The sequence below is a fragment of the Psychrobacillus syltrankelensis genome, assembly GCF_055454035.1.
Map to the genome: position 1 here is coordinate 1,957,997 of NZ_CM144227.1, position 18,247 is coordinate 1,976,243.

The 18,247-nt window shown below is 35.2% G+C and carries 20 protein-coding genes and 1 pseudogene; 2 read left to right on the forward strand and 19 right to left on the reverse strand.

Annotation, left to right across the window (positions count from 1 at the left end; all coding sequences use genetic code 11):
• Positions 1–58: 58 nt before the first annotated feature.
• The 8 genes from ACTSKG_RS09450 to ACTSKG_RS09485 all read right to left on the reverse strand — a co-directional run bounded on the left by ACTSKG_RS09450 (position 59) and on the right by ACTSKG_RS09485 (position 6,925).
• Positions 59–1,096: a DUF4179 domain-containing protein gene (locus ACTSKG_RS09450; RefSeq protein ID WP_464754351.1), complete on the reverse strand. Its 1,038-nt coding sequence runs from the start codon at positions 1,094–1,096 to the stop codon at positions 59–61.
• Complete coding sequence (locus ACTSKG_RS09455; protein WP_464754352.1) at positions 1,093–1,647, reverse strand: RNA polymerase sigma factor; 555 nt, start codon at positions 1,645–1,647, stop codon at positions 1,093–1,095. Before ACTSKG_RS09455 ends, ACTSKG_RS09450 begins: the two co-directional genes overlap by 4 nt.
• A 261-nt stretch (positions 1,648–1,908) precedes the next feature.
• Positions 1,909–2,322, reverse strand: coding sequence for a GNAT family N-acetyltransferase (locus tag ACTSKG_RS09460; protein ID WP_464754353.1), 414 nt, complete (start codon positions 2,320–2,322; stop codon positions 1,909–1,911).
• 32 nt (positions 2,323–2,354) lie between these two features.
• Positions 2,355–3,392, reverse strand: coding sequence for a serine hydrolase domain-containing protein (locus ACTSKG_RS09465; RefSeq protein ID WP_464754354.1), 1,038 nt, complete (start codon positions 3,390–3,392; stop codon positions 2,355–2,357).
• A 471-nt stretch (positions 3,393–3,863) separates the two neighbouring features.
• Positions 3,864–4,925, reverse strand: coding sequence for a hypothetical protein (locus ACTSKG_RS09470; protein ID WP_464754355.1), 1,062 nt, complete (start codon positions 4,923–4,925; stop codon positions 3,864–3,866).
• Positions 4,926–5,003: 78 nt separating this feature from the next.
• A complete protein-coding gene (locus ACTSKG_RS09475; RefSeq protein ID WP_464754356.1) occupies positions 5,004–5,654 on the reverse strand; it encodes a YczE/YyaS/YitT family protein in 651 nt (216 codons plus the stop codon).
• A gap of 99 nt (positions 5,655–5,753) precedes the next feature.
• Positions 5,754–6,242 carry a Cys-tRNA(Pro) deacylase gene (gene ybaK / locus ACTSKG_RS09480; protein WP_464754357.1) on the reverse strand — a complete coding sequence of 163 codons (489 nt, stop codon included), beginning with the start codon at positions 6,240–6,242 and terminating at the stop codon, positions 5,754–5,756.
• Positions 6,243–6,250: 8 nt separating this feature from the next.
• On the reverse strand, positions 6,251–6,925 hold the full coding sequence (locus ACTSKG_RS09485) for a hypothetical protein (protein WP_464754358.1): 675 nt from the start codon (positions 6,923–6,925) through the stop codon (positions 6,251–6,253).
• 245 nt (positions 6,926–7,170) lie between these two features.
• On the opposite strand from ACTSKG_RS09485, the gene ACTSKG_RS09490 reads away from it, so the two are divergent.
• The gene (locus ACTSKG_RS09490) at positions 7,171–7,755 is read left to right on the forward strand and encodes an undecaprenyl-diphosphatase (protein ID WP_464754359.1); all 585 of its coding nucleotides are present in this window, start codon (positions 7,171–7,173) and stop codon (positions 7,753–7,755) included.
• An 81-nt stretch (positions 7,756–7,836) separates the two neighbouring features.
• On the opposite strand, the gene ACTSKG_RS09495 is transcribed toward ACTSKG_RS09490, so the two are convergent.
• The 10 genes from ACTSKG_RS09495 to ACTSKG_RS09540 all read right to left on the reverse strand — a co-directional run bounded on the left by ACTSKG_RS09495 (position 7,837) and on the right by ACTSKG_RS09540 (position 16,048).
• Positions 7,837–8,382, reverse strand: a complete 546-nt coding sequence (locus tag ACTSKG_RS09495) for a YdhK family protein (RefSeq protein WP_464754360.1) — start codon at positions 8,380–8,382, stop codon at positions 7,837–7,839.
• A gap of 58 nt (positions 8,383–8,440) precedes the next feature.
• Positions 8,441–10,867: a heavy metal translocating P-type ATPase gene (locus ACTSKG_RS09500; protein WP_464754361.1), complete on the reverse strand. Its 2,427-nt coding sequence runs from the start codon at positions 10,865–10,867 to the stop codon at positions 8,441–8,443.
• A 77-nt stretch (positions 10,868–10,944) separates the two neighbouring features.
• The gene (copZ, locus tag ACTSKG_RS09505; RefSeq protein ID WP_464754362.1) at positions 10,945–11,154 is read right to left on the reverse strand and encodes a copper chaperone CopZ; all 210 of its coding nucleotides are present in this window, start codon (positions 11,152–11,154) and stop codon (positions 10,945–10,947) included.
• 14 nt (positions 11,155–11,168) lie between these two features.
• Complete coding sequence (locus tag ACTSKG_RS09510) at positions 11,169–11,495, reverse strand: metal-sensing transcriptional repressor (RefSeq protein ID WP_464754363.1); 327 nt, start codon at positions 11,493–11,495, stop codon at positions 11,169–11,171.
• A gap of 806 nt (positions 11,496–12,301) precedes the next feature.
• The gene (locus ACTSKG_RS09515; RefSeq protein ID WP_464754364.1) at positions 12,302–12,706 is read right to left on the reverse strand and encodes a disulfide oxidoreductase; all 405 of its coding nucleotides are present in this window, start codon (positions 12,704–12,706) and stop codon (positions 12,302–12,304) included.
• Positions 12,696–13,340 carry a DsbA family protein gene (locus ACTSKG_RS09520; protein WP_464754365.1) on the reverse strand — a complete coding sequence of 215 codons (645 nt, stop codon included), beginning with the start codon at positions 13,338–13,340 and terminating at the stop codon, positions 12,696–12,698. Before ACTSKG_RS09520 ends, ACTSKG_RS09515 begins: the two co-directional genes overlap by 11 nt.
• A gap of 51 nt (positions 13,341–13,391) precedes the next feature.
• A complete protein-coding gene (locus ACTSKG_RS09525) occupies positions 13,392–14,240 on the reverse strand; it encodes a M56 family metallopeptidase (protein ID WP_464754366.1) in 849 nt (282 codons plus the stop codon).
• Positions 14,241–14,243: 3 nt separating this feature from the next.
• Positions 14,244–14,657, reverse strand: a complete 414-nt coding sequence (locus tag ACTSKG_RS09530) for a BlaI/MecI/CopY family transcriptional regulator (protein WP_464754367.1) — start codon at positions 14,655–14,657, stop codon at positions 14,244–14,246.
• Between the two features lie 383 nt (positions 14,658–15,040).
• On the reverse strand, positions 15,041–15,403 hold the full coding sequence (locus ACTSKG_RS09535) for a hypothetical protein (RefSeq protein WP_464754368.1): 363 nt from the start codon (positions 15,401–15,403) through the stop codon (positions 15,041–15,043).
• 261 nt (positions 15,404–15,664) lie between these two features.
• Entirely contained in the window at positions 15,665–16,048 is a 384-nt protein-coding gene (locus tag ACTSKG_RS09540) for a hypothetical protein (RefSeq protein WP_464754369.1), read from the reverse strand.
• Positions 16,049–16,893: 845 nt separating this feature from the next.
• On the opposite strand from ACTSKG_RS09540, the pseudogene ACTSKG_RS09545 reads away from it, so the two are divergent.
• Positions 16,894–17,479 (forward strand): annotated as a pseudogene (locus tag ACTSKG_RS09545) (toprim domain-containing protein); the annotation flags it as partial.
• 173 nt (positions 17,480–17,652) lie between these two features.
• Here the strand turns inward: ACTSKG_RS09545 and ACTSKG_RS09550 are convergent.
• Positions 17,653–18,243 carry a hypothetical protein gene (locus ACTSKG_RS09550; RefSeq protein WP_464754370.1) on the reverse strand — a complete coding sequence of 197 codons (591 nt, stop codon included), beginning with the start codon at positions 18,241–18,243 and terminating at the stop codon, positions 17,653–17,655.
• Positions 18,244–18,247 lie beyond the last annotated feature (4 nt).

Sequence of the window (18,247 nt, forward strand, 5' to 3'; positions counted from 1 at the left end):
AGACCAATGATTATGGGACACCAATAATTAGCGGGTGTAATTATAATTTGCTTGGTCTTTAAAACGGAAAATCATTGCCGTTCTTGTCTTGGATAATTAGCTCATATTTCGGATTCTCTATCTTTGTTTTTACTTCTTCACTATCCAGGAACTCAGTAATTTCTTTTCGGATCCTGTTTACCGTCTCTTTAGTCTCTGAATCCGTTGATTTCATTTTAGTTATGAGGGTAATAGACACTTTTTCAGGCTTATAGGAATATCTAATGTCTGCTACCTGATACCCTTTTTTCAGGAAAAACTCTTCTTCAATGCTCCTCATGACGGGCATCCACTGAATCTTAAGTTCTTCTTCCGAAACGTCTCGAGTTATAACCTGTACCTGTTTCGGTGTGTCATTTGCTTTCAAAAGTTCAATCGCGGCCTTGTAGATTTCTACCTTCTTAGCTTCATCAGCTATCGGGATATACACTTCGACTACAGGGCTACGTGCGTCAACATTCATAATCGGATAGCCTGCTCCCTGCAAGTCCGACATCAACTTCTCGCCTAGTTCCTCCCTTTGTTTATATATCTCCTTTTGTACAGGAGATTCCTCTTTCGTTTCAGACACCACTACTAACTCGTAGTTATCATACCCCTTTTTTTCCAAAGTTTCAGTCAAAATAGTCAAAACTTTGTCCTCTTCTTGTTTGACGTATTCTTCCGTTCCTTTCAGGTATATGTGAAACATTGGTTTACCTCCCCACATGCCCATACCGATTCCATCTGTTTTATACCCTTCTTTCACCAACGCTTCCCTAATTACTTCATGTATCGGTTTATGGAATATTTGTCCAATATAAGGGATTTTCGATGCCATTTCCGCCATAGTTGGATTCAGGAATGCGGAACCCGTTAGGATCCCAAGACTGATAACCGCTGCAACCGCAAACTGGGATTTCCTCCAACCTCTTTTTCTTCCTGTCGATTCTTCAAAATCCGCTCTCTTTTCCGATTCTTCCTTAATATTTTTGACAAATTCGTACATGGAAGATGGTGCCTGGATTTTTTCCATCTCTTCTTCGATTTCTTTCTTCAACGATTCATCGATCTTCATTGTGATTTCACCCCTATAAACTGATTTTCGATCAACCTTTTTTTTAGAGCATTCCTCGCCCTACGAAGGTGGGATTTGACCGTCGAACTTTTCAGTCCCAGCAAGTCTGATATTTCTTGGATTGCTTGCTCTTGGTAATAGTAGAGGATGAGGACGGTTTGGTAGTCACTGTTATCAAGGGATGATATGCCCTTTTTAATCTCGTTTTCGGTTTCCTCTTTTAGTATGCTTTCCATTACGCCATGTTTGTCTGTCACCACATCGATTTCAAGTGGTGATTCCTTCAGGCGGTCATTCTTTCTCCAAGCATCGATTGAGCGGTGGGAGACCAATTTATAAAACCAGGTGTTGAAATAGGTGATATCCTTTCCACTCATAATGTTCCGATATGCCTCAATCAACGCATTTTGGACAACCTCTTCTGCCTGTTCCTTCGACTTGAGGATACTGAAACTAGTCCTATACCCCTTTTCAATCAAGGGATTGACTAGTTGAGCGAAAGCTTCGTCCTCGCCGTTCCGGATTCGTGTCTTCAGTGTTTCCTGGTCCATGAGGAAAACCCCCTTTTTTGTTTCTACCTTTTAGGCGAAGGTGAGGCTACTTAGGATGCACAATTTGAAAAAATAAAATGGAAAAGGAGTTGAATAGACGTCCAACTCTAGGAAATTTTTTATTATACCTGTTTTCCCAAAAATTTAGATCCATTATCCATGAAGACTTGTTGATATAAATAAATATGTAAATAAATAGCCCAGTTCAATGAACTTGGTTAATAACTTTTTTATTTTAATGTTATCAATTTTCCAATATTTTTAATCGTTAAAAGCCCAGATTTTAAATTCTGCATCTTGTTCTTGTAGATGCCAACCTGACTTGTAAAAGTATTCATTAAATTTTGATTCGAACGGACATAACGCAAGGATTGGTAAGTCATTTATAGTTTTTAACATCTTTTTTAACAACCCCCGACCGCGATAGTCCTCCTTTATAGCAAATTGATATAGTGATATGCTATTGGATGTTTTTTTTCTGTAAAATCGAAAAGCTCCTACTACTTGTCCATCGACTATCGCCACCATCATTTGTTTTCTTCTTATAGCTGCTTTAATTCCGAGAGGGCACAAAAACTCTTCAGAATAAACTCCGCTGTTATTACAATTTAAATTGTTTTTGAAGATAGACACCACTTGAGGTGCGTATGTTGTATCGGCTAACGCTATCTGCATTTTTCTCACCCCATTAACAAAAATAACGTTTTTTAAAACATAAGCGATTTATATATTTCTCCGATAATTCCCTCCATTTGATGAACACCCAACTCCGCATTTGTCATTATGACCGCTCCTTTCTCTAAATTTGGAAAAGCCGTCAACATACATTGAAAGCCTACTCCCCAACCTAGAGATGTAATTTCAATTTCTTTTTCCGATCCCTCTATAAATACACCAAGCCCAGTCCACGCCTTTCCTCTCTGTGGTGTTATCATTTCTTTTGCTAAACTTGTGGAAATTCCAATCTTACTATCTCCTTTTAATGCATTCATTAATTCAATGACCAATTGGGCTATATCTAAAGAAGTTGTCCATAACCCAGAAGCAGCTGGGTATGGATATATAGGATATTTTCCTGCTACTAATTCGCCGTATTTGTTATGCCCACAAGAAAAATAATCTCTTTTTGTTTCTGAGATTATCGTATCTAATGTACTGTTTTCCATTTTTAATGGTCCAAATATTTGTTCGGTCATAACTTGCCTAAACGATATTTCAGTAATATCTTCTATTAGTTGCTGAATGATGCAAAAACCTGCATCTGAATAGTGAAATTGACTCTCAGGTTCATATTTCACTTCAATTGGATATTTACAATAAGGTGTTTTCCCATTTAATAGTTCAACTATTGTGGGCATACCTAACGCCGAGTTAAGATTAGAGAAACTATTTTCGGGGTCTATAATTCCAGATTGATGACTAAGTAAGTTTCGTAATGTAACTCTTTTATTTTTAGTTAATTCATTATCAGGTACTTTCCACGATACAAGCCTTTTGTTTACATCCTCATCTAAATCAAGAATACCTTGTTCCGTTAATTTCATAACTAGCATTCCTGTTAGGAATTTACTGATTGAACAAGCACTAAAAATAGTATTTCTTTTTACATTTTTAGTGGTTCCTACCTCTAGCAAACCGTAATTTACTGTATTTTTGATTTGACCATTTTCTATTAATGTAACGCTTAAACCTGTCACATTATAATGTTTCATACGTTCTTTAATGTTTATATTCTGCAATTCCATAATAATCCTCCTATTTAAGTTTCCATAGGAGTATATTAACACGAATGTATGTTCCTTGTGTATATTTGGTAAATATATTTTATTCAACTAACCTACCTCTTAAGTACGATAACTTCTACAAAAAAGCGGTAATTCTTTTTATTCGACGCCTCTTTTACTTCAAGATGAAAAATTTTACTAAAAGAAAGCATTTGAACAATAATTGATCAAATGCTTTATCGTTCTGATGATTTAGTAACTAGTTTTCATTTTTATTAGCTATCTTCAACTAATGCCTCTGTTAGTTGAACCACTTATGCGAGATTAATCCTATTTGATCGGTTGCACCAGCCTAGCCTTTATTTAGAAAGAATGACAAAAACAGCTCATGATTATGTAATCAATGAGCCGTTTTTATCTAACTTTATTATAAATGATCAATCTTTATTACAGTAATATACTTTAGATGAAAAGTAGCCTATTTGCAGCAATTCACCCTATCGTTTCTACCATTCTATTATGCAACGAACTCCATTTATTTTCATCTATTGCTGAATCGTACATCATTTTAATCATTTTTAAATCGCCTGCATACGTACAGAGATAGTCTTGCGCAATCTCCATTTCTGAAGAATACTTTTGTTGCACTTCTTTTATTTTTTCTTCGTCCAAAAGCGATTGATCTATATAAGGAAAGAAATCAACTATTTCATCCCCATCTCGTTCTGGTTCGTATACATGTGGACTTGTTGCGTCGACAATGCATAATTGCAATTCAGGAACGACAACACCGTCCACGCTATTTGCATCCAGTCCACACCAAATTAAACGAACATCTAAACCATGCAATTTAGCTTCTTCACCAAACTTCTTCATAAATGAAGACTTTCCGCTCCCTGGTAATCCTTTAATAAATAGTCTAGATTTCAAGTTTTTAGAGATCGAATCCAAGGTATCTTTTGCTCCGAGTGGAGTAAGCGATCCCATTAGTCGATGTGTTACTTTAGGATTTTTTTGAAGTGCCACATTACCAATAGCTTTCTTGTTTAAATGTTCCAGTAGCGCATTTATTCCTTCCCAATTCACAGTTGGTTGGATTAGTTGCTCCCATTCATCATGTATAACTTTTGCACGAGTAAGTGCTTGAAGTCCCTTTGTTAGCCAAACATCATTCACAATTTGCTTATCACGAATAAGGGGACCAATTTCTCTAAGTTTACTTTCATCATATGCATCGTAATATGGAACCCACTCGTGTCCCGCACCGTAATAAGTGGGATCTACTGCATCCGTTTGGATGTAGAGTGTTTTAGTGTCTTTAATATATATGCCCTCTAATACTTCTTCATGAAGGGGATCATAAAACCATTCCATGTTTTTCCCTCTACGAATTCCTGCATATCCTATTTCTTTTAATGTATCTGTTAGTCGGAAGGAAGTAGGTCCCTTGAAAAAGTAAACTTTTTTTGCTTCTTGAATGATTTCTTTATAGAAACTTTTTACACCTTGTCCCGTATATGATTTACCCATATAGTGCGTAATTGTTCCGTTCAAATCTTCATCCTTTCTATCTTTCATTCAATGAATAATATATGCAAAATGACTAGATAATATGAAAAAAAGCGCTGAAAATCATTCCTGATTTTCAGCACTTTTTTTTATGTATGGCAATGTGTAGCCGCAAATTTGAAATAAAATCTTTTGAGACATCGGCAATGTATAGTGAACTAGCTGACCTAATAATATTGCAATAATAACCGTTCCCAAGCCGACCGGTCCTCCAAGTGCCCAACCAAGGAGGGCAACTACAACTTCTAGAGATGTACGTACTATTTTTATGCTCCATCCCGTTTTTTTCATGATTAATAACATAAGTGAATCGCGAGGCCCTGCTCCAACGTTTGGTGAAACATATACACCAACACCAATTCCTGTTACAACTACACCTAGTATGAAGATGATTAGTTGTCCTATATAGCTGTTTACGTCAGGCAAGAGCCAGTTAAACATATCAATAAACGAGCCAATGAAAAGTATGTTGAGCCAAGTACCTAGCTGTGGAAACTTTTTCGTTCCAATCATCGTGACTACTACAATAAATATTCCCGTTAAAATAGCCCATGTTCCAATGGACAACCCCAAATGTTTAAACAAACCTACATGAAAAACATCCCAAGGTCCAATTCCAAATCTTTGCCCTTTGATCGTCATTGAAATACCTAATGCCATTAAGATGACTCCACTCACAAAAAATATCCAACGCCAAACAAATTCCTTTTTCATAAAAATCCTACTTTCTGTTTCCGTAAAAAAACCATTCTCAACATGGTTGGAATGGAATAAATACTATTCATTCAATTATAACTTCTTAGAGTTAAAAAGCTATTCATTTTTAGGCTTAATAATTTCAGCAAGTTTACCATTTGTCATCTTGAGTAACTCTGGAACAGCAAGCTTTACTTGAAGTCCTATTTTCCCTCCACTCACAATTATATAATCAAGGTTTTGTGAGTTTGTATCTACTATCGTCGGAAATAACTTTTTCATTCCTATCGGAGAGCATCCTCCGCGGATGTAGCCAGTAGTTGGGAGTAAGTCTTTTAGTGAAAGCAATTCTACTTTTTTCTCTCCGACCACTTTTGCGACTGCTTTTAAATCTAATTCCTTATCTACCGGGATAATGCATACGAAGAATTTGTTCGGTCCAGCTGTAACAAGTAATGTTTTATACACAACAAAAACAGGGTGACCTATTTTGTTCGCTACAGTTACCCCGTCTACTTGGTCACCCGTCAACTCGTATTCAATTAAATCAAAGGGTATTTTTTGCTGCTCTAATATTCTAACAGCATTTGTTTTTTGCTTTTTCATTGTTTCTCCTACGCTATTCGAAAGAAGCTAGGCTGTTGACTTGTAAAACCATAGCGCTTCAAATGTACTTGATATGAGTATTTCGCAATCGCTTGTTCTTTTAATCTTTTTTTCTGTAAGTTCTCCAACTCCTCTTTTAACACTTTTGAAGATTGAAAATCCGATTGAATGGAGCGATTAAAAACAGCTGCTTCATCTTCTTTTTGTTTATTAACTTCTACTTTAATTTGCCGATTAGCTTCTTGATTTAACGTAATTTGCGACTGAGTTTGCTGGATTTTAGCAGTAGCACTAGCAGCAACACGTAAATCTTGCGGAGTTGGTTCCACTGGAGCTAATGCTGAACTTCTCACTTTTTCTAAAAGCTCAATCGTTTTTTCAGGTGTTGGTCCCCCAATTGTTTGCACTGGTGTGCTAGGCCCTTTCATAGGTCTACTGTTCGCACCTTCTAATTGCTGAAATTCTTTTATAGCAGCACTTACTTCAGGCGTTTCTTCCTCTCGTTCTTTGTTGCCTAATAAGAGATTTTCTAATTCAGATAGAGTAGGGACTTTCGGCTGAAAATATTTTGCATGCTTTCGATATGCTTCGCCAGCGTCTTTCCGTTGCATCGCTCTTTTTCTTTCATCCAAACTAGCAATCTGATTAGAAATACCATTCCCAGTAGCCTTTATTAACGTCATACCAACCACCTCATTCCACAGAATTTCCCTTTATAATATCTTACCACTTTATCAGAATAATCAAACTCACAATAGTCATGAAAATGGATATACTACTTCTAGGTCAAAGGATCTAAATAAGGACAAAAATTCTAAACGAAGCTAATTTTCATCTTATTTTCAGATTCAATGTTTATTCTTTATAGTAGAAATCATATTGTTTTGGTTTCAATTACGTGATTGTTAGTTGTGAAAGGAGAAATACTATGAACTATCATATATTTCAACAAATAAATGGATGGGCTGGACACTCAAAATTATTAGATAATATAATGATAACGTTATCGGATAGTTTACCTTATATAGCAGTAGCCATCATTTTGTATCTTTGGTATATAGGAAACAAGCAACAAGGCATCGAAAAAAGGTATACAGCTATTTATGCTATTTTTTCTTCTGCCATTGCATTAGTTGTAAATGCGATTATTCATTTGTTTTATTACCACGCACGTCCCTTTGTTACACATCATGTTCAGCAATTAGTACCACATACTGTAGATTCCTCTTTTGTAAGTGATCACGCAGTTTTAGTTTTTGCGATCGCATGGATATTTATTATGCGAAATGAGCGGTTTAAATATCCAATTTTAATATGGGCGATAGTTGTTGGGCTTTCACGTATATATGTTGGCGTACATTATCCATTGGACGTGATAGGGAGTGCGTTAATTTCATGTGCCACAAGCGGTATCGTTTTGTATTTTTCAGCGAAACTGGAACCACTTGTACAGTTATTGTTTCGCCTTTACAATCAGTTAAATAAGTTGAAACTACTACTTCCTAAACACTAAGAATATGGAATACAAAAAATCACACATTAAAACTGCACCTTGATATGCTATTCAAGGTGCAGTTTTCTTTAGAGATATTTATTATGGGTTAACGGGCGATAGCTCATCCTCTGTTACCCACTTATGATTTTTCACTTCTTCTCCACCGTTAGTCGGGGTGTAATCGATCATATACACAGTAGTTTTTTCAGCTGAAATTATTTCTCCTGTAGCACCTTTCATACCTTGCATATGATCTGCCTCTATCGTGACTTCAGTACCTGGTTCTAATGTTTTGTCACCTGCATCTTTTATTTCTTCTTGAGTAACCCATTTATGATTTTCCACCATATCCCCACCTGTTGTCGGCGTATAGGAAATAACATAAGCTGTACTATCATAGGATCCTACAATGGTCGCTTCAGCACCTTTCATTCCCTTCATATGGTCTGCTTCAATAATAGCCTTACTTCCTACTTTATAAGTAGGATTTCCGGCCACTTTCATCCCTTCTGGAATATCTCCTGAACTAGAATGGTTCATGTAGGAATGCTCCCCCACTTTTGCCCCCTCTTTGTCATTCGAACATGCAGATAACACAAGTATTGAAAGTAGAGAAACAATTACTACAGCTATAATCTTGTTCATCTTTATCCTCCTAGTTAATGTATTCCCACCTATGAAGATATTTTAACTTAGACATCTTCTATACTTGTTTATCCATTTTTACTCTCTGTAAACGTAAAGCATTTAACACAACCGATACAGAGCTAAATGCCATAGCTGCTCCTGCTACCCAAGGTGCTAGTAACCCAAAAGCAGCAATTGGAATGCCTAAAGCGTTATAGGCAAAGGCCCAGAAGATATTTTGCTTAATATTTTTTATTGTTTTATGACTCATAATGATTGCATCCGCAATACTATTTAAATCTCCTCGAATTAATGTAATATCAGCAGCTTCCATAGCTACATCCGTTCCTGTTCCAATTGCCATACCTATATCAGCGACTGCAAGCGCAGGTGCGTCATTAATTCCGTCACCTACCATCGCTACCTTTTTACCAGTAGCTTGAAGTTTCTTAACCTCTTCCGCTTTCCCTTCCGGAAGTACTTCTGCAACAACGAGGTCAATTCCTACCTCTTTACCTATCGCAGTAGCGGTGCGCCAATTGTCGCCAGTCATCATAATGACTTGAATGTCCATCTCTTTTAGTCGTTTAATTGCTTTTTTAGATGTTTCTTTAATCGTATCTGCTACGGCTATGATGCCTGCGTATTGACCGTCAATACTAGCTAACATGGCCGTTTTCCCACTATTCTCTAAATCCTCCAACACATTTAATACATCGGAAATATCTACATCATACTGATTCATCAGTAGTTTTCTGGTTCCAACTAGGATTTCTCTTCGATTAATGGTCGCTTTAACTCCGTATCCTGGAATGGCAACAAAAGCTCCAATGCCTTGGAGTTGTATCCCTCGTTCCAGAATTCCTTGAACAATTGCTTCGGCTAATGGATGCTCTGATTGTTTTTCAGCTGAACCGATTAAAGATAGAAATTCCTCTTCTTCTACACCTTTTGCCGTAATTATATCCGTTAATACCGGCTTACCGTTTGTAACAGTTCCTGTTTTATCTACAATAACTGTATCAAGATGGTGAGTTGTTTCAAGATGTTCGCCACCTTTAAAGAGTATCCCAAACTCAGCCGCACGCCCGGACCCGGCCATGATTGAAGTAGGTGTTGCCAATCCCAATGCACATGGACAAGCGATAACAAGAACAGCAATCAAAGCTTCTAATGCCGGGGTAATCTCTCCTGGATTTACCCAAATGATCCATATTAGAAAGGTGATACTGGCAATACCAATTACAATTGGTACGAATATGCCTGATATTTTGTCTGCAAGTCTTTGTATAGGAGCTTTTGAGCCTTGTGCATCTTCTACAATTTTAATAATTTGAGAAAGTGCAGTATCTCTTCCAATTTTCGTTGCTTTCATTTTAATAAAACCATTCTTATTGATCGTTGAACCAAACAAAGTATCGCCTACTGTTTTATCAACTGGAATACTTTCTCCTGTAAGCATTGATTCATCAAACGAACTGCTTCCTTCGATCACTTCACCATCAACCGGGATTTTTTCACCCGGCTTCACCAAAATAGTATCTCCAGTGACAACTTCTTCTAATGGAATTTCTATTTCGGTGTCATTTCTGAGGACTAATGCTGTTTTAGCTTGTAATCCCATAAGCTTTTTAATGGCTTCGGAAGACCGTCCCTTTGCTTTTGCTTCAAACAATTTTCCTAATATAATTAGGGTAATCAACACTGCACTCGTTTCAAAGTACAGGTTTACCATATGATTCTCACCAATCGTTATTATGGCTTGATAGACACTATAAAAATAGGCTGCGGAGGTACCGATTACTACTAACACATCCATATTGGCACTTTTATTTCGGAGTGCTTTATAGGCACTTACATAGAACTGTTTTCCAATGACAAATTGGATAGGAGTTGCGAGAGCCATTTGGACCCATGGATTCATAAGTAATTCTGGTATATAAATAAATGATGTAAACGAGAAATGCCCAACCATCGTCCATAGTAAAGGAAGCGACAAAATTGCAGAGACGATAAATTTTCTTTTTTGATTGTGTATTGCTTGCTCACGGTAATCTACCGCATCCTTGTTGTTTTCCTTGCTAAGTGCCTTGTAACCTAACTTCTCGACCCGTCCAATAATATCTGCAACGGAAGTTTGGGCTGGATTATATTCGACTGTTGCATTTTCGAGCGCTAAGTTAACATTGACGTTGGATATTCCTTCTAATTTATATAAACCTTTTTCAATTCTTGTTGCACAGGCAGCACAAGTCATTCCCGTAATAGCAAACTCTTTTTTCTCTTTGACAATGCCATATCCAAGGTCTATTATTTTCTTTTCGAAGTCTTTATCACTTACCATTTTCGGATCGTATTTTATTAAAGACTTTTCAAGAGCCAAGTTTACATTTGCTTCTTCTACCCCATCTATTTTATTTAAACCTTTTTCAATTCTTGTTGCACATGCGGCACAAGTCATTCCCGTAATATGGAGACTTGATTCCTTTAATTCATTGTCCATTTTATTATCACCTCTTCTTATATACCGCTACGGGGTATATAATATTGTAAGAAAAAGAGTGCCTTCACAGCACTCATTTATTCCACTTCATATCCTTGATCATCAATCGTTTCTTTAATTTTCTCAACCGTTACTTTTTCCTCGTCAAATGATACTTCCACTTTTCCGGACTCTAAGTGTACTTTTACTTGATCCACGCCTTCTAATTTTCCTACATTACTTTCTACTGCATTTACACAATGACCACATGACATTCCTTGTACTTGTAGTGTAACTTGATTTGCCATTTTCATTCCTCCGATTATTTTCTCATTAGTTTTTGTATAGTTACTAATAATTCGTCTAGCACTTCATCATCGCCTTCTGCAAGTCGATCTACTACACAGCCTTTTAAATGTCCTTGCAAAAGGACTTTCGCTACACTGTTTAAAGCAGATTGAGTGGCAGAGAGTTGGGTAATAATATCGTCACAATAGACATCTTTGTCTACCATTCCTTTAATTCCTCGAATCTGACCTTCTATACGATTTAATCGATTTGTTAAATCTTTTTTTACTTTATCAGGATGATGACTTTTTCGACAAGATATATCCAATTCGATTGTACCCTCTTCTTTTATATTGTCCAACAAAGCAACCTCCAATCCTTACACTTAATATACTATACCTTAATAGGGTATGCAATTGAAATGAAAAAGTTTATAAGAAATACGTTTAGAACATCTTGTTTTCACCTATTCCTGGGTGCTTTGGACGAAATTTCTGCTACACTATTAACGTTCAATTTTTTGTGGATCGTGAAGTGACTGCGTCACTTCACGATCCACTTTTTTCGGTAATCTTGTGGCAGATGTTTATCCGTCGCCCTCTTGGAATTTGTGTGGACATAATGCGTTTGGTTTTGATAATGAAAGAAAAAATGCTCCCCTACTCATTTAAAAGCTTCCGAAGATACAATTTCGGAAGCTCTCCCCTTCCTTACCTTTAAAACCTATCTATATTTGTATGGTGCAAAAAATTTTTTTCGCTACGCTCCAATCAACTAGATTTATAGGATAATTGCTAAATTAAATATATACATTTAATCCTACCAACTTAGCAATATCATCTCTTAATAAGGTACTACTCACTTAATGGATTGTAGTGAAAGGTGGCGACTCCGGACGGAGGCCAACAGGATGTTGGTCACGAAGGCGTTGCCACACGATGTGGCGCTCTTAGCCTTCGTTCCTCTAGAGACAGATGAGCCATCACAAACGACGCGAATGCGGCGGTGACGGCTTATCGCTCACCTCGCGGAACGCGACCACCTGAAACGGAAATCCCGGTATTCCAAGTACTACGAACACTGGTTTTGCAGGACGACATTCCATATACTTTCTATCTATAAAAAAAAAGCCTCCCTAGCAATTTAAGGAAGGCCAAAAAATAAATATTATTTACGCTTCATAAGCATTAGCATCATAATTGTGATGATGGTAAAAGCTATTAGCGCTAAAAAAGGGATTGTTACAAAACCGAACCAGTTAATATATTGCCCTGAGCATGGAACTCCACTCGTACATGCACTGAATTCTTGCATGGAAGGGATTTTTTGCAACGCATAATGATAACTTGAAACAACTAGTCCAATGACTGAAATCGGCAACACATACTTATAAATTTCTCGATCATTTCGATAAAAAGCAATGCCTAAGAAAAAGACTAGTGGATACATCAAAATTCGTTGATACCAGCAAAGTGTACAAGGAATAAAACCCATACGCTCACTAAAAAACAAACTTCCTGCCATCGCTAATATAGCTGCTATCCACGCTAAAAGAAGAGGTTTATTTACCACTGGCAGCAGCCTCTTCCACCATTTTTATAAAATCATCCATTGTTCTTCCCTTGAATTCTTTTCCGCCAATAAAAATTGCTGGCGTGGAAGAGACTCCTAGATTTTTTGCCGTAGCCATATCTTTGTCCCAAGCTTCTTTTCCTTCATTTTTACTGAAAGCTAGCATTACTTTTTCCGTTTCTTCTGGGCTTGCTACATTCTCTAAAACTGCTTTTAAAAATTCTTCTGTCATTACATTTTCTTGGCCAGATTCTGTAGTTTGATTTGCGAAAAGTAGATGATGGAATTCCCAGAACTTTTCATTGCCAAGTTCCTTGTAAACTGTTTCCGCAAATTGTGCAGCTGTTGTTGAATCGGCAGCAATAAATGAATAGTTCATGAAGTAAAATTTGGCTTTACCTGTTTCCACTAATTCTTTATTAATGATGGGTAAGAGACTATTATTAAACTCTTCACAGTGTGGACATTTATAATCACCAAATTCAACAATTTCAACTGGTGCTGACTTTTCCCCTAGATACGGTTGTCCTTCGTATTCAATATTAACTCCCTTTTCTTTCACATCTGTTAGTACAATAATCCCTATTAAACAAACTGCTACTATACCGATAATCCAAAATATTTTCTTTGACAAAATAAACACTCCTAATTAGAACTACACTATGTAGTGTGATTGATAAAAAATTTACGCTAATGCGTAAATAAAAAATGCACAGATTAAACTAAAAATGGTTAAAGATATGAACACTACCTCCACTGGAATCTTTAATTGGATATTCTTTACCGGGTTTAACATATATTCAATCCTGTAATTTACAGACGTATCGGCAAAAGACACATACATAAAAGGCATTTTTTCTTGTTTCCCTACCTTTAACATTTTCAAAAGGGCACTGCCCAAATACACTGAAGTCTTCTGTTTTTCAATCGCAAATTCATCCGCCAATACTTCCTGAATGATTCTATATTTCTGATTAAACCATTTCAGTATGGGAATGTAGCCCATCGTAGACGCGAAAAGTGATAGCAAAAAGATTTTTAGCGGATCGCGATTTTCTTTATGGTATTTCTCATGAGATATGACCGCTTTTAATTCCTCTTCATTTAAAAGATTTATCAAACCAGTTGAAATAACAATTTTAGGTCGAATAAACCCCATGGTAATAGCAATTGGTCCTGGATAAGAAATAACAATAATGTCCTCTTTTCCACCTTTATAGTCTTCATTCATTTCGATAGTCAACATTTTCTCTCTATATTGCTGAAATCTTCTTTGCATTCGAGAAGCATGAACTAACTGCGAACCCATTTTCCAAAACGAAAATAGTAACGTATAAATTACTAGCGCATCAAGAACATATTCAAGTGAGGACAATCCAATTGATTTTAACGTGCTGTGACATACTTGAACTAGATTAAACTTGATATTCCAGCCAGCCAACATTGCAATTGCGTATAAAGCCATTTGAATAAAAATTGTACCGGAAATGATAAGTGATACTGAAAACATAAGAGAAGATTGACGTTTAGACATATATTATAATTCCTTTTTCAATTCTTTAATTTTATGTTCAAGTTTAGCAACAAGCTCATCATCTACGTCTTCCAATGCATCTAGCATATGACTTACGACAACGTTTCCGAATTCATCCATTAACTCGTTTGTCATCTCTTTTGACTGCGTATTTAAAAACTCAACTCTCGTTTGAATCGGTTGATATAAAGATGATCTTCCTTCTACCCTCTTTTGAAGAATTCCCTTCTCTACTAATCGATTCATGACAGTCATAACTGTGTTGAAGTTCGTCATTTTTTCCCGATCAAGAACTTGCTGAACATCTTTAATGGTCATTTCAACATCGTTCCATAAAATGTCCATAATCTTAGCCTCAAGAGGTCCAAAAAAGCGGTTTAACCCACTTTCATTAATCTTAAATTTTCGAATCAACACTATTTTATCACCTCACATTACTCATTGTAGTGTATTTATTTTTCGAAGGGAAGTATTTAAACTTAATTCAAACAGTAATTACAACGATTCTATGAATTTTAACTTAATTGACTTCCTATAAATATATTCATTTTCTTTTTCTCATAAACTTACATTTGCATTATTGCCTATACAATTGAAGCGAAATTCACACTATTAAGTAGAAGTAAGTGTTTTAGGAAGTTAAATACGTCACTATAAATAAACAAGAAAGAGGAACTTGTTTGATTAAACCGGAGCTACACAACCCTCGAGTATAGTCACCATCCACTAATTATTAATCCTTTAATAAAAGAAAAAGAACGTCCTATTATGAACGTCCTAAAAATATTATCATAAAAAACTTATTCCATAACATTCAAACCGATTAATAAAGTTTTCGCATCTTCATTCAAATAATGTTTTATATCTTTCCTTACCAAAAGATCAGAATTATTTTTGATGGATAACTTTAAACTGCGAATATCAAATTTTGAAGCATAGGAATTTAGAGAAAATATGACATTCATTTCTTGGCGAGTCAAAGTGTTTATTGCTGATTCGGAATTATTGTTTAGTAATTCAAACAATGACCTAGCATTAGTTCTAAGATGATGTCTATTCTCACTAATTAATTCGATATTATTTTCAATCAATCTTCTAGCTGTAACGAGATCTAAACCATCCATACTTTTGTTAATTTTTTTCACCAATTCACTTATATCCATAAAAAACTCCTTATCCTATTAATAATAATTTTATCGGTTTAAAATTATCATTGTTTATAGTTTAAAATGCTTCCCTAATTCATTGATAAAAAGTCTTTTTAAATAAATATAATAGCATTATTCCACTTATTACTCATATAATGCTAAATTCATGGAAGGTTTTAACATAAAATTCTTTTACCTTTTCATTTCCTCATTCTCAATGTTAACAACAAAATCCAACCATTTATCCAGTGGTTAACTTCACTGCATATAACGGTACTAACTGCCTTGTGTCTCTTTTAAAAACCGAGTAGGCACACTCTGAATATAACCATACGACTTTCCCAATTCATCCGCAATCTGCTTATAGGATTTATTTTCCATGTATTTCATCCTAGTAATTTGATAATTTAATCCTTGCAGTTGATTGATTTTTGCCTCACTTTCTTTCTTAATATCTTGATGAAATTCAAGCAAATTCTCCAATCTACACTTTTTATCGTAATATATCTGGTTTATATTCATATTCCCTAATACCCCGAAATCATCTGTATCTGTACCTTGAAATTTTTTTCCGAATAATGCAATTTCAACTTGCTCTAATTGTGTTTCAATACTATCTATCTTTCTACACAAGTCCACGTAGTTTATAATTACTTCCATAACACTCCCCCAATCCAGATGCTCTATTTCTATTCTGAACAATTTTATTTGTGTAGTTTTTTAAAAAAAAGACAGATAATCTTTCATTTTGATGTTTCTTGTGATGAATGCTGCCCGAGGTTTAGTCGCATCTAGTCAAGCTCTGGGAATGTCCATAAATGAAGATATCAGTAAAATGTTCGGTGTTCCATATAGCGCTCATTAGGGGTTGGTTTTTTATTCCAACAGACAAATCGCTGTCTACTTGCTGGTTTTTATTTCCATTTATTTCTATCAGACTATTACTTGAATAAATCTATCCAAGTTTGCTCATACTATACTTAAAAAGAAGGTGAAAAGTATGATTAAATTTGAATTAACCATAAATAATTTTTATGTTGAAGCCCTTAATGAAATAGTACGACAATTCAATGAACTTATTCTTGACGATTCTTCGTATTCTTATACCCCTCAAGATGTAATTGAGTTATTGATAGTTCGCGAACATGTGAATAGCGAAATGAAACATATTAGACCTTGAAAAGGGACTTTTTTGTCTATAATCGATCCAATGCAAACTCATTAAACAAATCCATTAAATTGGTTGTAACTTATACCTCACATTTATTCTACTTCTGATGTTTTTTCAAAGTGCTTTTGCTTATGACAAAATATGTAATTTCGATTCCTTTCACATCCACATTTTCTACTCATTGCAGTGTGATAGTTTTCCAGTATACAATTGTTAATTGTATTATCTAATCTGTAACATCTAATATCTTAACGTTAGTCTATGCTTTTCCATCAATCGCTACGTTTTATGCTATATTTAAACTCAATGGTTACCGTGGAAAGGATGTATTAACATGAAGAAAAGTGTAGGAATCGCAGAAAAACCTTCCGTAGCTCGTGATATCGCACGGGTATTGAATTGCAATAAAAAAGGGAATGGATTTTTAGAGGGAGATAAATATATCGTCACTTGGGCACTTGGGCACTTGGGCACTTGGGCATCTTGTTACACTCGCAGATCCCGAAGTGTACGATACGAAATATAAAACATGGAATCTAGAAGATTTACCTATGCTTCCAAATGACTTAAAGTTAGTTGTCATTAAACAAACGAGTAAGCAGTACAATGCGGTCAAAAGCCAAATAGTCCGTACTGATGTTAGTGATATTATTATTGCAACTGACGCTGGTCGCGAGGGTGAATTAATAGCTAGATGGATTATTGAAAAAGCTAAAGTTAACAAGCCGATTAAACGTCTTTGGATTTCATCTGTTACACACAAGGCAATTAAAGAAGGATTTCAAAATTTGAAACCTGGTAAGGCATACGAAAACCTATATCATGCGGCAGTTGCGCGTTCGGAAGGTGATTGGTATATCGGATTAAATGCGACACGAGCACTAACAAGTAAATTCAATGCTCAGTTATTATGCGGACGTTTTAATTTGTATCCTGTCAATAGCTTGGGCGAAATTGGTTAAGCTAGATTTTATCTCTGGTGTACGAATTTCGCCCATATTATTTAGGTTAAAAAGTAAAATTTATGAAAATAAAAAGAAAGTAAAAGTATGTGTGATTTACTTCATACTTTTACTTTTTCAGAAAAATAATATTAATTTGTTTCCTTTTTAGCTTTATCCCATTCTCTCTTTATATGATTCTGTAAAGATAAATCTAGTTTGAATATTTTTAAAATTAAAAGATCTTTACAACGAGAAGATATAAATTCATCATTAATATAATTATCCCAATTTAATACTGAATTATATTGTACTATAAAATCGTTATATAGAATTTTCTTATTATTTATGAATACATCTTTTGTAGTTTTAATTTTATCTGAATTATCTATTTCCCATATGTAAAGTACCGACACTAATATATTACAGATTTCTAAAAGATCTATCACTTCTCTCTCATTTGAACTATTTTTATTTAATTGATATATTATTTTTTGTGTTAAATAGCCTATACTATAAAATTCTTCCCTATCCATCTCATTCAATAATATATATTGTTTTATGGATGAGATTATTTTAGCTGAATTAATTTTCAGTTCTTCAAGAGATTGTATTCTTTCTTGAGTAACTGAACCTATATAAGAAGTATGCCTATTTATTTTATAAGCGTTTATCAATGTAAAAAGGTTAAGCAGTACAGAAGTCGATAAAGCCCATATAGCTATAATATCCGGAGTTTTCATGTTA

What these genes read in the sequence shown, in the direction of transcription:
- ACTSKG_RS09450 (WP_464754351.1), bottom strand. Translation starts at nt 1,096, where the DNA reads ATGAAGATCGATGAATCGTTGAAGAAAGAAATCGAAGAAGAGATGGAA.
- ACTSKG_RS09455 (WP_464754352.1), bottom strand. Translation starts at nt 1,647, where the DNA reads ATGGACCAGGAAACACTGAAGACACGAATCCGGAACGGCGAGGACGAA.
- ACTSKG_RS09460 (WP_464754353.1), bottom strand. Translation starts at nt 2,322, where the DNA reads ATGCAGATAGCGTTAGCCGATACAACATACGCACCTCAAGTGGTGTCT.
- ACTSKG_RS09465 (WP_464754354.1), bottom strand. Translation starts at nt 3,392, where the DNA reads ATGGAATTGCAGAATATAAACATTAAAGAACGTATGAAACATTATAAT.
- ACTSKG_RS09475 (WP_464754356.1), bottom strand. Translation starts at nt 5,654, where the DNA reads ATGAAAAAGGAATTTGTTTGGCGTTGGATATTTTTTGTGAGTGGAGTC.
- ybaK (WP_464754357.1), bottom strand. Translation starts at nt 6,242, where the DNA reads ATGAAAAAGCAAAAAACAAATGCTGTTAGAATATTAGAGCAGCAAAAA.
- ACTSKG_RS09485 (WP_464754358.1), bottom strand. Translation starts at nt 6,925, where the DNA reads ATGACGTTAATAAAGGCTACTGGGAATGGTATTTCTAATCAGATTGCT.
- ACTSKG_RS09490 (WP_464754359.1), top strand. Translation starts at nt 7,171, where the DNA reads ATGAACTATCATATATTTCAACAAATAAATGGATGGGCTGGACACTCA.
- ACTSKG_RS09495 (WP_464754360.1), bottom strand. Translation starts at nt 8,382, where the DNA reads ATGAACAAGATTATAGCTGTAGTAATTGTTTCTCTACTTTCAATACTT.
- ACTSKG_RS09500 (WP_464754361.1), bottom strand. Translation starts at nt 10,867, where the DNA reads ATGGACAATGAATTAAAGGAATCAAGTCTCCATATTACGGGAATGACT.
- copZ (WP_464754362.1), bottom strand. Translation starts at nt 11,154, where the DNA reads ATGGCAAATCAAGTTACACTACAAGTACAAGGAATGTCATGTGGTCAT.
- ACTSKG_RS09525 (WP_464754366.1), bottom strand. Translation starts at nt 14,240, where the DNA reads ATGTCTAAACGTCAATCTTCTCTTATGTTTTCAGTATCACTTATCATT.
- ACTSKG_RS09535 (WP_464754368.1), bottom strand. Translation starts at nt 15,403, where the DNA reads ATGGATATAAGTGAATTGGTGAAAAAAATTAACAAAAGTATGGATGGT.
- ACTSKG_RS09540 (WP_464754369.1), bottom strand. Translation starts at nt 16,048, where the DNA reads ATGGAAGTAATTATAAACTACGTGGACTTGTGTAGAAAGATAGATAGT.
- ACTSKG_RS09550 (WP_464754370.1), bottom strand. Translation starts at nt 18,243, where the DNA reads ATGAAAACTCCGGATATTATAGCTATATGGGCTTTATCGACTTCTGTA.